The 13,769-nt window shown below is 56.3% G+C and carries 15 protein-coding genes; 12 read left to right on the top strand and 3 right to left on the bottom strand.

Annotated features, from left to right (window positions below):
* Positions 1-23 precede the first annotated feature (23 nt).
* The 11 genes from QEZ52_RS22030 to QEZ52_RS21980 all read left to right on the top strand — a co-directional run bounded on the left by QEZ52_RS22030 (position 24) and on the right by QEZ52_RS21980 (position 9,049).
* Positions 24-206: a hypothetical protein gene (locus tag QEZ52_RS22030; protein WP_343211641.1), complete on the top strand. Its 183-nt coding sequence runs from the start codon at positions 24-26 to the stop codon at positions 204-206.
* A gap of 32 nt (positions 207-238) precedes the next feature.
* Positions 239-1,387 carry a TRAP transporter substrate-binding protein gene (locus QEZ52_RS22025; RefSeq protein WP_343211640.1) on the top strand — a complete coding sequence of 383 codons (1,149 nt, stop codon included), beginning with the start codon at positions 239-241 and terminating at the stop codon, positions 1,385-1,387.
* Between the two features lie 97 nt (positions 1,388-1,484).
* Positions 1,485-1,997 (top strand): TRAP transporter small permease, encoded by a 513-nt coding sequence (locus QEZ52_RS22020; protein WP_343211692.1) that lies wholly within the window; start codon positions 1,485-1,487, stop codon positions 1,995-1,997.
* A gap of 11 nt (positions 1,998-2,008) precedes the next feature.
* Positions 2,009-3,337 (top strand): TRAP transporter large permease, encoded by a 1,329-nt coding sequence (locus QEZ52_RS22015; protein WP_343211639.1) that lies wholly within the window; start codon positions 2,009-2,011, stop codon positions 3,335-3,337.
* 12 nt (positions 3,338-3,349) lie between these two features.
* A complete protein-coding gene (gene hisD / locus QEZ52_RS22010) occupies positions 3,350-4,657 on the top strand; it encodes a histidinol dehydrogenase (RefSeq protein WP_343211638.1) in 1,308 nt (435 codons plus the stop codon).
* Positions 4,650-5,411: an SDR family oxidoreductase gene (locus QEZ52_RS22005; RefSeq protein WP_343211637.1), complete on the top strand. Its 762-nt coding sequence runs from the start codon at positions 4,650-4,652 to the stop codon at positions 5,409-5,411. The genes hisD and QEZ52_RS22005 overlap by 8 nt, the downstream gene beginning before the upstream one ends.
* Complete coding sequence (locus tag QEZ52_RS22000; protein ID WP_343211636.1) at positions 5,408-6,406, top strand: alcohol dehydrogenase catalytic domain-containing protein; 999 nt, start codon at positions 5,408-5,410, stop codon at positions 6,404-6,406. Before QEZ52_RS22005 ends, QEZ52_RS22000 begins: the two co-directional genes overlap by 4 nt.
* A gap of 3 nt (positions 6,407-6,409) precedes the next feature.
* Positions 6,410-6,814: a universal stress protein gene (locus QEZ52_RS21995; protein WP_343211635.1), complete on the top strand. Its 405-nt coding sequence runs from the start codon at positions 6,410-6,412 to the stop codon at positions 6,812-6,814.
* 28 nt (positions 6,815-6,842) lie between these two features.
* Positions 6,843-7,349, top strand: a complete 507-nt coding sequence (locus QEZ52_RS21990) for a sulfopyruvate decarboxylase subunit alpha (protein WP_343211634.1) — start codon at positions 6,843-6,845, stop codon at positions 7,347-7,349.
* Positions 7,346-7,900 (top strand): sulfopyruvate decarboxylase subunit beta, encoded by a 555-nt coding sequence (gene comE / locus QEZ52_RS21985; RefSeq protein ID WP_343211633.1) that lies wholly within the window; start codon positions 7,346-7,348, stop codon positions 7,898-7,900. The genes QEZ52_RS21990 and comE overlap by 4 nt, the downstream gene beginning before the upstream one ends.
* Positions 7,901-7,909: 9 nt before the next feature.
* Entirely contained in the window at positions 7,910-9,049 is a 1,140-nt protein-coding gene (locus QEZ52_RS21980) for an alpha-hydroxy acid oxidase (protein ID WP_343211632.1), read from the top strand.
* A gap of 50 nt (positions 9,050-9,099) precedes the next feature.
* On the opposite strand, the gene QEZ52_RS21975 is transcribed toward QEZ52_RS21980, so the two are convergent.
* The 3 genes from QEZ52_RS21975 to QEZ52_RS21965 form a co-directional block, all read right to left on the bottom strand.
* Positions 9,100-10,401 carry a mechanosensitive ion channel family protein gene (locus QEZ52_RS21975; RefSeq protein WP_343211631.1) on the bottom strand — a complete coding sequence of 434 codons (1,302 nt, stop codon included), beginning with the start codon at positions 10,399-10,401 and terminating at the stop codon, positions 9,100-9,102.
* 307 nt (positions 10,402-10,708) lie between these two features.
* Positions 10,709-11,233 (bottom strand): hypothetical protein, encoded by a 525-nt coding sequence (locus QEZ52_RS21970; protein ID WP_343211630.1) that lies wholly within the window; start codon positions 11,231-11,233, stop codon positions 10,709-10,711.
* Between the two features lie 189 nt (positions 11,234-11,422).
* On the bottom strand, positions 11,423-12,175 hold the full coding sequence (locus QEZ52_RS21965) for an SDR family NAD(P)-dependent oxidoreductase (RefSeq protein WP_406651369.1): 753 nt from the start codon (positions 12,173-12,175) through the stop codon (positions 11,423-11,425).
* Positions 12,176-12,595: 420 nt separating this feature from the next.
* Here QEZ52_RS21965 and QEZ52_RS21960 point away from each other — a divergent pair, with 420 nt between their 5' ends.
* Complete coding sequence (locus QEZ52_RS21960; protein WP_406651367.1) at positions 12,596-13,690, top strand: AraC family transcriptional regulator ligand-binding domain-containing protein; 1,095 nt, start codon at positions 12,596-12,598, stop codon at positions 13,688-13,690.
* Positions 13,691-13,769: the final 79 nt, after the last annotated feature.

Here is a 13,769-nt window from a genome sequence, read left to right as displayed (position 1 = left end):
CACCCAATTCTCCGGAGAATTCAATGCTTCTGACCCTAGCCTTGCTGTTGTTTGCCGCTTTCGGTGCCAATGTGGTTTTGGGGTCCATGGGAGTGGGTGGTTACCTGGGCGATGTATCCGAAATGCTGGTTCTACTTGCCGCCTCGATCGTGTTCGTAGCGGCCATTCTGCAAAAAGAAGCAGCTGAGAAAAAATCAAACAAATAGCATCGCTGAAATCTGTCCATCGGGAGGAAAAAATGGACCGAAACCACAAAAAACTTGCCTCGGCCGAACGCCGGAACTTTCTGAAACTGGCCGGAACCGGCAGCTTTACGGCCGCCTTGGTCGCAGGCGCAGCGGGAACTCTGTGGTCCAGCGAAGCCGCCGCGCAAACCAACAAGGAAGAACGCGACCGCGAGAAAGCCGCCGACCATATCATGACATTGGCAACGGCTTATGTGTTGGGCGCGTCGCGCAGCTATCCAATCATGCAGTTGGATCTGAAAGAGAACATTCAGAATGCTACGAACGGCAAAGTCTACGTCAAACTGGCCCCTGGCGGTCAATTGGGTGCAGGCGGCGGATTGGTGCAAAAGGTACAAGGTGGCACCATTCAGGCAGCACAGCATTCGCTGTCGAATTTTGCGCCCTTTGCGTCGACTGTTGACCTGATCAACATGCCATACCTCTGTGGGTCCAACCAAAGATTTACCAATCTTGTAAACTCGGATCATTGGAAATCCGAAGTCCATCCCAAGGTTGAAGCAGCCGGATTCAAAGCGCTGTTTTATGTCAACATTGACCCCCGCGTCGTCGCGGTTCGCAAAGGTGGTGCCGGGGCCGTGCTGAGCCCATCGGATCTGTCAGGCGTCAAATTCCGCGTGCCGGGATCAAAAATGCTGCAACAGTATTATCGTCTGGTGGGTGCAAACCCGACCCCCGTCGCCTGGGGTGAAACACCATCCGCGATCAAACAGGGTGTTGCCGATGCTCTCGATCCCTCCGTAGGCGCGCTGTATGTCTTTGGGTTCAAGGATATTCTCAGCCATGTGACCTTTACCCAGGCGGTGCCAGACAGTCAGGTCTATTCCTGCAATCTGGAATGGTTCAACAGCCTGCCCGCAGACGTGCAGGAGGGTGTGATGTGGGGATCGGAAATGACCGCCCACCAAAACCTGTCCAAAGTACCATCGGCCCGCGCCTATGCCATGTCAGAACTGGCCAAATCCGGTGTTGAATTCCATTCGCTCAGCAATGATCAGCTCGCTGAATGGCAGTCAGCAGGCGGGTACCAGCGCGCTGAATGGGAACCCTTCAAGAAAGAGCTGGCGGGATCGCTGGATGCCTTTGCCAAGCTCGAAGAAGCGGCCGGCACACAAGGAAAATACTACGTCCACGACGCATAGATCGCGCGCTATGGGTGCCCTTTGGGGCACCCGCTTTTCGCTTGTTTTCGGGTCGGCAAGACGCCGTTCCCTTAATCCTTGAACATCGGGGCGCATGATGAATTTCCTACGAAAAATCGACCGGAATGCCGAACGTTGGTTGCTGCTGGTATTCTATGTGATGCTGGTCATCACCATGGCCATCGAGGTATTGCGCCGCGAGGTGTTTTCATACTCTTCGATCTGGGGCGAGGAAATCGTCCGCTATTCCTTTATCTATCTGGCATGGATCGGCGCAGCAGCAGCCGTCAAGGAACGCGCACATATCCGCATTGATGTTCTACTCCACTATCTCGGACCCAAAGCCAAAGCATTGGTTTACATCTTTGGTGATCTGGTGATGTTCGCCGTCGCTCTGGTCGCGCTCTACTGGTCTTTCGAAACTGTTTTGGTTTCAGCGAAATTCGGATCTGTGACGGATGGCCTGCGCATTTCCAAAGTCTGGTTTCTTGCCGCCGTCCCCTTGGGGTTTGCGCTGATGATTTTTCGTCTCGGACAATCCTTTTTGCGCGATTTCCGATCCCTTCGTCAGGGTACCCCTGTCTACGAAGGCGACAAGCTGTTTGATTGAGGAACCACACAATGCTTTGGAATAATCTTCAACAGACTGTCGAACTCGGCTGGGACTTCTATCTGCCGGTAATCCTGTTCGTTGGTCTCATTGCGATGGCGGTGCCCGTTTGGGCTTCAATCGGATCTGCGGCCATCCTGATGCTGATCATGTCAGGCGATCTGCCGCTCAGCCTGGTGGGCGAGAGCCTGTTTGCCGGGATTGATGCCTTTGCGCTGACTGCGGTGCCTCTGTTCATTTTGACCGGCGACGTGTTGGTGCGAACCGGGCTCAGCCGCAAGTTTCTGAATGTGGCCGAAGCACTGACCTGTTGGGCCAAGGGCGGGTTTGGCTCGGCAACAGTTCTGGTTTGCGGGATGTTTGCCGCGATCTCGGGTTCGGACGCGGCAGGTGCTGCGGCTGTTGGGCGGATGACCATCGACCGGTTGGTCGAAAGCGGATACCCCCGCCCCTATGCCTGTGCCCTGGTGGCCGCGGGGGCCTGTACCGGCATTCTGATCCCGCCTTCAATCGCCTATATCATCATTGGTCTCGTATTGGGTATTTCTGCGTCCACGCTGTTTCTGGCCGCATTGATCCCCGGTCTGGCCATACTTGTCTCCATTCTGATTACCAATATCGTGATGAACCGGATCTACGCCTACGAGGGCGGCGGGCTCATGACGTTTGGGGAATGGTTTGCCAACCTGCGACGGGCGCTGGCGTCGGATTGGTATGCCTTCATCGTCCCCGGCATCATCTTTTACGGCATCTTTTCCGGTCGTCTGACACCAACCGAAGCCGGTGCCACTGCTGTTGTCGTCACTATCATCATGGGCTTCATTCTAGGTACGCTAAAGCTGGCCGACTTCCCGGCAATGCTGATCAGTTCGGCCAAAGTGAACGGGATCATCCTGCCCATCATCGCCTTTTCGGCACCATTGGCCGAAGCGCTGGCTATCATGGGGGTGCCCCAGGGGTTTGTCACCGCCGTTACATCCCTGACCGAAGATCCTTATGTGCTGATCCTGTTGATGATCGGGATTCTGATCGCGGCCGGTTGCGTCATGGAAACAACGCCCAATATCGTGATCCTGGCCCCGATCCTGAAGCCACTGGCCGATAACATCGGCATGAACGAGATCCAGTTCTGCATTATGATGATCACCGCGCTGGGTGTTGGATTTATCACCCCGCCGCTCGGGCTGAATCTGTTTGTTGTCTCCGGTATCACCGGTGAATCTATCCTCAAGATCGCCGCCCGTGCCGTACCCTTTGTTTTCTTCATGTTGATGGTTGTTTTGCTGATCGCCTATGTGCCTGCAATTTCGACCTCCCTGCTCCCCGATATCTACAAATAGGACCAAAATAAAATGGCTCGTGAATACTTAAAGAAGGCTACGCTGACATCCAAATCCGATGCCTCGGATGTGCATGACACTGTGGTCAAGATTCTGGCTGATATCGAAGCGGGTGGGGACGCCGCGGCCTTGGAATATGCGGCAAAGTTCGACAATTATGACGGCAACGTACTGCTGACACCCGAAGAGATCGAAGCCGCTTGTGCCCTGGTTCCGGAAAAGTTGAAGACAGACATCCAGTTTGCCCATGACAACGTCAAACGCTTTGCCCAGATGCAGAAGTCGACTGTGGCGGACGTCGAATACGAAGTCGTCCCAGGCCTGACTGCTGGTCAAAAGGCGATCCCGGTGGATGCTGCAGGCTGTTACGCGCCCGGCGGACGATATAGCCACGTGGCCAGCGCCATCATGACCGTCACCACCGCCAAGGTGGCCGGGTGCAAACACATCACCGCTTGTTCGCCGCCTCGTCCAGATGTTGGGGTTGCCCCGGCGATCATCTATGCCGCCCACATCAGTGGCGCGGACAAGATCATGGCCATGGGGGGGGTCCAGGGCGTCGCCGCGATGACCTTTGGTCTGTTTGGTCTGCCCAAAGCCAATATTCTGGTTGGCCCCGGCAACCAGTTTGTTGCCGAAGCCAAACGCATTCTGTTTGGCCGTGTCGGTATCGACATGATTGCGGGCCCCACCGACAGCCTGATCCTGGCTGACAGCACGGCTGATCCGCATATCGTTGCGACCGATCTCGTCAGTCAGGCGGAACACGGGTACAATTCCCCGGTCTGGCTGGTTACGAATGATCGCGCATTGGCCCAGGATGTCATGGCGCGTATTCCTGCGTTGATTGATGATCTGCCTGACGTGAACCGGGACAACGCCTTTGCTGCCTGGCGCGATTATGCCGAAGTCATCGTCTGTGCAGACCGTGAAGAAATGGCTGCGACATCGGACGAATATGCCCCCGAACATCTGACCGTTCAGGCCGAAGATCTTGATTGGTGGCTGAACCGCCTGACCTGTTACGGGTCACTGTTTCTGGGCGAAGAAACCACTGTGTCATATGGAGACAAGGCGGCGGGCACCAACCATGTGCTGCCGACCTCTGGTGCCGCCAACTATACCGGCGGGCTGTCGGTGCATAAATATATGAAGATCGTCACCTGGCAGCGCGCCACCCGCGAGGGCTCTAAACCCGTGGCCGAGGCCACCGCCCGCATTTCCCGTCTCGAAGGGATGGAAGGGCACGCCCGCGCCGCCGATGTGCGGCTGGCCAAATACTTCCCCGACGAAACCTTTGATCTGACCGCCAATGGTTGAGCCGCGCGATCTGTTTTCTGTGCGCGGCAAAGTCGCCTGTGTCACCGGGGCCAGTTCTGGTCTGGGTCAACGGGCGGCGACCGTCTTGGCACAGGCCGGGGCCCAGGTTGTCGGCGTTGCCCGCCGGGCCGTTGCCCTGTCGGACTGGCAGGCGACCATTGGTGACAACGCCCACGCTGTGGTTTTTGACATCTCGGACCGCAATGCATTGGGGGATCTGGCGCAAGAGGTCGCCAAACCCTTTGGCCCGCCGGACATCGTGATCCACGCGGCCGGTATCAATACCCGGCAGGCGGCGGATGATGTCACCCCAGAAGGCTGGGACCGCACAATGGACCTGAACCTTTCGGCACCGTTTTTCCTGAGTCAGCATCTGGTTCCCGCGATGAAGGCAAAAGGTTGGGGGAGGATCGTCAATTTCGCCTCGCTACAGACCACGCGCGCCTTTCCCGGTGGCATCGCCTATGGCGCGACCAAGGCCGGCATTGCCCAGCTGACACGCGCCATGGCCGAGGCATGGTCTCCCCATGGGATCACCGCCAATGCCATCGGCCCGGGTTTTTTCCCCACTGAACTGACCGCTGCGGTGTTTGACGACCCCAATCGCGCCAACCGCAATGCGGCGCAGACCTGTATCGGGCGCAATGGCACCCCCCAGGATCTGGATGGGCCGCTGTTGTTCCTGTGCTCGGACGCCAGCGCCTATGTCACCGGTCAAACCCTGATGGTGGATGGAGGATATACCGCCAAATGAAAGCATTGGTTTACATCGGGCCCGAGGCCCTGGACTATGTGGATGCGCCTGACCCGGTCGCCGGGACAGGCGAACATTTGATCCGCATTGCCCAGGTCGGGATCTGCGGGTCGGACATGCACGCCTATCTGGGTCATGATGATCGCCGCCCTGCCCCGCTGATCCTGGGCCACGAAGCCGCAGGTGTGATCGAAGGTGGCCCGCGTGATGGGCATCGCGTCACCATCAATCCTCTGGTCACCTGTGGCACCTGCCCGGCGTGCCGCCAAGGACGCGACAACCTGTGCCCAACACGCCAGATCATCTCGATGCCCCCGCGCGAAGGCGGGTTTGCCGAACTGGTCGCCATGCCCGAAACCAACCTGATCACAGTCCCGGACGACATTCCTCTGGCCCAGGCGGCGTTGGCCGAACCGATCGCCTGCGGGTGGCATACGGTACGCGTCGCACTGGAGGCTCTAAACGGCACGCGGGACACCGCATTGGTTCTGGGTGGCGGTGCCATTGGTCTGGGCGCAGCCCTCAGCCTGAAAGCACAGGGGGTGAGTGATGTCACAGTTGTTGAACCAAACCCGGCCCGACGCGCCCACCTGGTTGAACATTGCGCCCAGAATGCGGTGCCCGAACCACCAGATCATACATTGTTTGATCTGGTCATAGACGGCGTTGGCTATGCCGCAACACGGGCCTCGGCCTCGGCCTGTGCGCGCCCTGGCGGAGTGATCGGACACATCGGGTTAGGCGAAGACGCCGGGGGGCTCGATATCCGCCGCCTGACGCTGCAGGAAATCACGTTCATCGGTACCTACACCTACACGGCCCATGACTTTGCACAGACAGCGCAGGCGATCTTTGACGGACGTCTGGGACCGCTGGATTGGGTTGAATTCCGCCCGCTTTCTGACGGGGCCAATGCGTTCCGTGACATACGCAATGGGGTCGTTGCCGCCCCCAAGATCTTGCTGCAACCCGAAACCGCGCCGGAAAGGACCTGACCGATGTATGACAAGATTATTCTCGCCCTATCGCTTGAACATGGCATTGCGGCACAGGCGTTGGAAACCGCGCGGCGATTGGGCGGCGACACCGCCGAAATCATTGCCGTGCACGTTTATGAACCACCCAGCGGATCGGTCAGCGCCTATCTGGACGAGGAGCTGGTACAAAAAGCGTATGATGACGCCAAGATTGCGCTTCGGGCACGTTTTGACAATGCACCGGAGGTCAAGCCCGTGATCCTTAAAGGCCATTCCAGCCGTACGATCACCGAATACGCCACAACGATCGGTGCTGACGCCATCGTCGTCGGATCCCACAAACCCGGTTTACGCGACTATTTCCTGGGCACAACAGCCGCCCGGATCATCCGCCATGCCCATTGCGCGGTCGTTGTCCTGCGCTGAAACTTCATTCCCAAAAGGAGCTCCCTTTTTGTCTATCAACACAAAGATCGTTGATGACCTGGTTGCCAATGACATCCAGTTCGTCACCACCGTGCCTTGCAAACAATTGGCCGGTGTCATCGATGAAATTGATCAACGCCCCGGTGTTCTGCACATCCCGTCCAACAAAGAAGACGAAGGCATGGGCCTGTGTGCCGGAGCCTGGATGGGTGGGAAACGCCCTGCGATCATCATGCAGAACACCGCAATTGGGGTGACTATCAACACGCTGGCTACGTTGATCCAATACTATCGGATGCCCCTGCCCATGTTGATCTCCTATCGGGGGGAATTGCGCGAACCCGTCGCCTGTCAGGTGGAAATGGCTATTCATACCAAGGCGCTGTTAGCGCAGATGAACATCCCCACATATCACTTCCACAAACAGTCGGACGCGGATGAGCTCGACATGATCCTCAAATACACATTCATGTGCAACAAACCGGTCGCAATCCTGACCGATGCCAACTTCTGGGGAGGCTACGGCGACCAATGATCCGTTCTGATATTTTGAAAGACATCGCACCCCTCCTGCGGGACCAACTGGTGGTCTGTAACATCGGTCTGCCCAGCCAGGAGTTGTATATGATCGACGACCAGCCGAGCAATTTTTACATGCTGGGAACAATGGGTCTGTCATCTTCAATTGGCTTTGGCTTGGCGCTGGCACAGGACAAAAAAGTGATCTCGATTGACGGGGATGGATCGGTTCTGACCAATTTCGGAACCTTGCCGACCATTGCAAACAATGTGGCCGACAATTTCATTCTTCTGATCATCGACAACGGCAGCTATGGCTCGACCGGAGACCAGCCGACCTATGCCGGGCAAAAAACTTCGCTGGCCGCCGTGGCACGGGCCTGTGGGTGCGAGAATGTCGTCGAGGTTCAGGCCGAGGAGACCGGCAAGGCGCTCCAGGATGCGATTGACGGCGATCAGATGACCATCATCGTGGCCAAATGTGAAAGTGGTAATATCCCGGTGTCCGTGATCACCATGGATCCGGTCGTCATTCGTGATCGATTCATGAAATCCGTCCTAGCATAGGCCGTGACAATGCAATTTGGAACCGGCATCCATTCCTGTGCCGATGCGCGCTGTCTGGCGCGCAAACGTCTGCCCTGGATGGTGTTCGACTATATTGATGGGGCGGCGGGCACAGAGTACGGTGCCGAATTGAACCGCCGCGCCCTTCAGGACATCCGCATGACGCCGCGGGTTTTGCGCAATGTCAGCACCCGTGATCTGTCGGTGACCCTGTTTGACCGGCTGAGCCTCAGCCCCTTTGGCATCAGTCCGATGGGGATGTGCAATCTCGCCGCGCCCGGTGCAGATTTGATGCTGGCAAAGATTGCACGAGAAACCCGCGTTCCACATGGCGTGTCAACCGTGGCCTCCACAGACATGGAAACGCTGTTGAAAGCGTCAGGGGGCACGGCATGGTTTCAGCTGTACTTCAGCGGCGATGGCAGCGGCACGCTGAAGCTGGTCGACCGGGCCAAACGGACCGGATATGGCACCCTGGTCCTCACTCTGGACGTCCCCGAAGTCGGCCGTCGTCCACGCGAACTGCGCCACGGGTTCAAAATGCCGTTTCGCATCGGTCCGCGCCAGTTTGTGGATTTTGCTCTGCATCCCCGTTGGTCACTGACGACATTGGCCAAAGGCAGTCCAAAGATGGCCAACTTTGACGGCACGGACTATGTCTTTGATCGCACCGAAAGCCGTGCCGCCGCGGATTGGAGCTATTTCGACACACTGCGCGCGGCCTGGCCTGGCAAACTGGTGGTCAAGGGCGTCTTGCACCCAGAAGACGCCTTGCGTCTGCGGGATGCGGGCGCGGATGCGATTCAAGTGTCCAGTCATGGCAACCGCCAGTTGGATAGCGCGCCGCCCGCTATTCTGGCCCTACGCGCCATTCGCACAGCCGTAGGCCCGGATTTTCCATTGTTTTATGATTCAGGTATTCGTTCCGGCGAAGATATTGTCAAAGCCTATGCAATGGGCGCTGATTTTGTCTTCCTGGGGCGGGTTCTCCTGTTTGCGATTGCCGCTGCAGGGATGGATGGGCTGCGGACCGTTTGGAACATTCTAAGCCAGGATGTCAGCCTGACGATGGCCCAAGTTGGCGCGACAAATATCGAAGATCTGAAGACCAGCACCCAGATCTGGTCAAACAAGCCGCCCGTTTTTTGAACGCCGAGCGGCTAGTCTGTTTCGGCTGCGTCCGGTTTTCGTCCCTGCCGCTAGGCCTCTTGGGGCGTTGTGATCAGATGTACATCGCGCTGCGGGAACGGAATTGAAATGCCTTCGGCGTCAAATTGCTCTTTTGCCTTGGCCATGATCCCCCAATACACGCCCCAATAATCATCTGTCGCCACCCAGGGCCTGCAAAAGATGTTCACGGAACTGTCACCCAATTCACCGACAAAAATTTCGGCAGCCGGTTCACTCAAACACCGTTCGTCGGCCGCAACAATGGCCGTCAGAACCTTGATCGCGTGAGCCGCGCTGTCCGTATATGCAATCCCGAAAACCAGATCCACCCGTCGCGTTTCTGCCGCGCTGACATTGGTTATGACATCGCCCCAGATCTTTGAATTTGGAACCACAATGATCTGATTGTCAAAAGTTCTGATCTGCGTCGACACGACCGTCATTGTATCGACCGTTCCGCCGATACCACCAACTTCGATGAAGTCGCCTGTGTCAAAGGGTTTCAACACCATGATCATCAACCCGCTGGCCAAATTCCCCAAAGTGTCCTGCAACGCAAAACCCAAGATAAAGCTGAGCCCGCCAAATACCGCGAACAACGGTGTCACATTGACCCCGGCAATCCCCAGCGCCACCATCAAACCAATCGCGATCGTGGCCCAATAGACCACCATCATCACAAAGTTTCTGAGCAGCCGAGACATCGACGGAATCTTCTTTAAACCGCGTTCCGTCAAGCGTTGAACAAAACGGGCGACAAACAACAGAACCATCAGGGCGACGACGAAGAACACGACCTTGACGACAATACCCAAGCCTCCTTCTCTGGACGTCAGCCAGTCCCAGCCAAGCGACAATATCGTTCGCGGATCACTGGCCTGAAGGGCGGCTGTATCCACCGCTTTCAAATAGTTTTTATGGACGGCAATCTCTTCGGGTTTGCCGCCCTTGCGGGTCCATGCATCCAGCACAATCTGGTAATTCTGTTCCCGCAATGCGTTGGCGGCAACCTTGTCGGCAACCTGTTCGCGCAGAGCGCTGGCCTGTTCATCAGAAGCCGACTGGATCCCAAGATTCAAAAGTACGTAATCTTCGATGCTATTGGAGACATGGTTCTGCCAAACCACAGCCAGATCGGCCAATTTTTCGACGGTCATGGGCACCACGAACAATTCCAGATCTTCGGCGCTGACGTCCTTGACCGAAGCCCTTTCCGACAATTGATCCGATGTTGCCAACGCAGGCGTCACAACCGCCACAAGACAAAAGAAAATAAACCCAAGCAGAATAAATGCCCAGTGGCGAAATAACTTATGGAAGTTTGCGGCCATTCTGGGCGCTCCCTTTTTGATGTTCTTGCACCGGGTGTACATGTCACCCAAATTGTCGTGCGGTATTGTACCGAGATCACCGCGAAAATTCACTGTGATAAATAAAAGTACCTTAGCATATCCGCATCAATATCATTCGGCTTCGCCGCGTCATTCAGGTTTCGACTCATTGTCGACAAACTAGACCCAATGACTGATCTCTATCGTTCGTGCCGTAATGGCACAGGGTTCGATCTGTCCGTGCACTGTGACATAACGCGAGTGCGGCCATCCAAGACAAAGCCTGTGTCAGCAAAATCGCTTACCCTCAGAGGTCTTTCAGTTTTTCAAGCAACTCGTCCAATGTCTCTTCGATGTTACCCGGGGTCGCATACACATCGGCCAGCCACGCTGACAACCGGTCCGCCTCGGAGCGGTCCAGCCCCATCTGTTCCAATGTCTTGCTTGCGTTTGCCGGGTCAAAACCGGTGTGATGCAGCGCACCGCCCTGGGCCAGGGCCTGTTCGAACTGCAGCGTAAAATCGGCGAGTTCCTCCGACCGATCCCCCATCGACGTGGTGACTCCAGCTGCAAAATCTTCGGCCTGTTTTTGCAAACCTTCCAGAGTTGCACCAACGGATTGCGCCGCTTCGTCTGCCTTGTTTTCAATTTCTGACGCCAAAGCGTCGGCTTTTTCTTCGGCCGCCTCTTTTGCCAATTCTGCCGCTTCAGAGAGGTTTTCCCGGGCTTGTTCCAGCTTGTCCTGAACGGTTGGCTCTTCTTCGGGAACCAACGCCAACACGACCAATGCCACGCCAATTGCCATTCCAACGAAAATCAAAATCCGTGTCATTTTATTCCTCCTGTGCCCAGTGTTCATTGCCTCTTGGTGCAATAACGAACCGATCCGCATCCGGGGTAATTACAATCATTTAATTCCAACTTGTTTCGAAAGAGATAGCGCAGGATCGACGTAAAACCACATTGGATGGCGACCGGGATTCGATCAATGCGACACCCTTTCAACCTAGCAGGTCCTGGATCAGATCAATCCACCATTCACATGAAAGACCTGCCCGGTTACATAGGCAGCGCCTTGACCAGTGAGGAAACAGATACACGCGGCCACATCGTCGGGGGTGCCCAGGCGGCCCAATGGGATACGGGTTTCAATCTCGCGCAGAGCATCCTGACCCAAACCAGCCGACGTTTCGGAATCCTTGCGGATATATCCGGGAACGACGCAGTTGACTGTAACCCCATCCTTCGCCAAAGCCAGAGCCAGGCTTCGCGCAGCAACTTCGACTGCGCCTTTGGACGCGGCGGATGCTGGGAATTGCGGCATATCGGTGCGAAACACATGCGCGGTAAAACTACTGACCGCAACAATCCGCGCATGCTGCGATTTGCGCAGCAATGGCAGACCTGTCTGGGCCAGCTCAAACAGGCTTTGACTGTTTCCCCGAAAAGCATACTCGACTTCCTCGGGCTGCATGTCCTCCAGCGATTTGAACAACGGAAAACCTGCATTGGCGATCAACGCATCCAACATGCCAAAGCGGGCCTGATGCACATCTACCACTTCCTTCCCGGTTCCGATTTCAGACAGGTCGCCCAAAACAACTTCCACCTCAGCGCCGCGTGCACGCGCTTGTCGGGCCACGTCTTCCAAGCGAGCGGCCGACTGACGTGTGTGCAAGGTCAAACAAGCACCCGGTCGCGCCAGTTTCATGGCCACGGCAGCGCCGATTCCGGACGCCGCGCCGGTAATAATCGCCGAAGTTGCGTTCGTCATGTTGCCGTCTCCTCCCAACTTCACGTTGCTGCCCAATCGCAGAAACTTACTACGTTATTCAATCGGGGGTGGGCCCCGGGTAGATCCAGATGGAAACACCCAACCTGTTTTCCCGGTGTGCCCACGTTCAAATCGATCCCCAAAGGGCAACCAGAGCCACGGCCCTGATGTCACGTTCCGCCTTAACCCACGACCCCAGGACAACACCTAAGTCCGACAATTTGGCCCGGCGCATTGTCGCGGCATCGTAAAAGGCAGTTTCGGACACTTTTTCAGGCCGTTGCAAGCCAAGAAGAGCCCAAAATGTCCTGCCATACAATTTCTACAACGCTGGATGCGACAATGTTTTCCGCAAAAGTCGGGGAGCAGGCCAAGTTTGAGCTGCGAAAAATTCCGCGTTGTTCAGGTTGGAATTGGTTTATGGTTTCGACATTTTGGTTGTCTCAAATTCACAAGTCCCTAAAGTTTGAGCATCAGATGGAACGCGAGGGCGCAATGATCCCCAAGGGAAACGCAGGGAAAAGTACCGCAAAAAACGGACGTATTCTGCACATCTGCACCTTTGTCGGGCGCGAATTGGGTGATGAAGAGCTGAACAGATTGCTGCGCCGGATCGGAGTTGAACCGGGCACACAATCCGAGGCCGACTTCTCCCCCCAGCAAGAAGCCACATTTTTGCGAGAAGCCAGTCGTGCTGCTGGGGACATTACTTTTGCTGCGCGTGCCGGACTGGCATTTCGTCAGGCCAACACGTTGACCGCCTATATCGCACGCAGTTCGGCCACTCTGCGTCAGGCCATTGTAAACGGCACACGGGCCTATGGTTTGACGGACACATCAACAGAATTCCGCCTAATGACCAAGAACGGTCACGACACCCTGGAAATCGTAACGCCGGACGGTGCACTCCTGCGCCATCACAGGTTCCAGGAATTCCGCCTGTTTGGAATGCTTGCCCGGTTGCGGGCAATTGCCGGAGTCGAATTTCACCCCGACCATCTATGTTTGCAGCACGAATTCGGGGGTGACCAGCGCGTGTTTGAAAAATTGGTCGGGTGCCCGATCCAAACCCAATCCAGTTATAGCGGGTTGCAGTTCAAACCCGGTGCTTTGGATCTGCCGCTTCGAACCCATGACCCGGAACTTGTTTCCTATCTCAGCGACTTGGCCGATACCCAGATGAAACAGGCAGGGTTGCGTCGACAAAGCGTAAGAGCAAAGGTCGAAGCCCTTCTGATCGCCAAGCTGCCCGGTCGAATCCTGACGGCCGACGAAGTAGCCGCCGATCTCGGCATGAGCCGCCGCACTCTAACCCGCCATCTGAAACCGGAAAACCTGACGTTCCGGGATATCGTTGAAAGCCTGCGATATGATTTGGCCAAAACCTACCTCAGGGACGGTCTGAGCATTTCAGAGATCGCCTTTTACCTTGGTTATGGGGATCACGCAGCCTTCTCCACAGCCTTTCGTCGATGGTCCGGCCAAAGCCCGCGTGCGTATCAGAAGGACATTTGAACCTCTGTCGGTCGCCCGCTCCCAAACCGCAACAAACCCGACCAGCAATTTGCCAATCGGGTTTGAAGCAGAGGGCCAA

Source organism: Aliisedimentitalea scapharcae (assembly GCF_045277565.1).
In the GTDB taxonomy this organism is placed as follows: Bacteria; Pseudomonadota; Alphaproteobacteria; order Rhodobacterales; family Rhodobacteraceae; genus Aliisedimentitalea; species Aliisedimentitalea scapharcae.
Note: the sequence above shows the minus strand (reverse complement) of the source record. Positions and strands in the feature narration are given on the sequence as shown.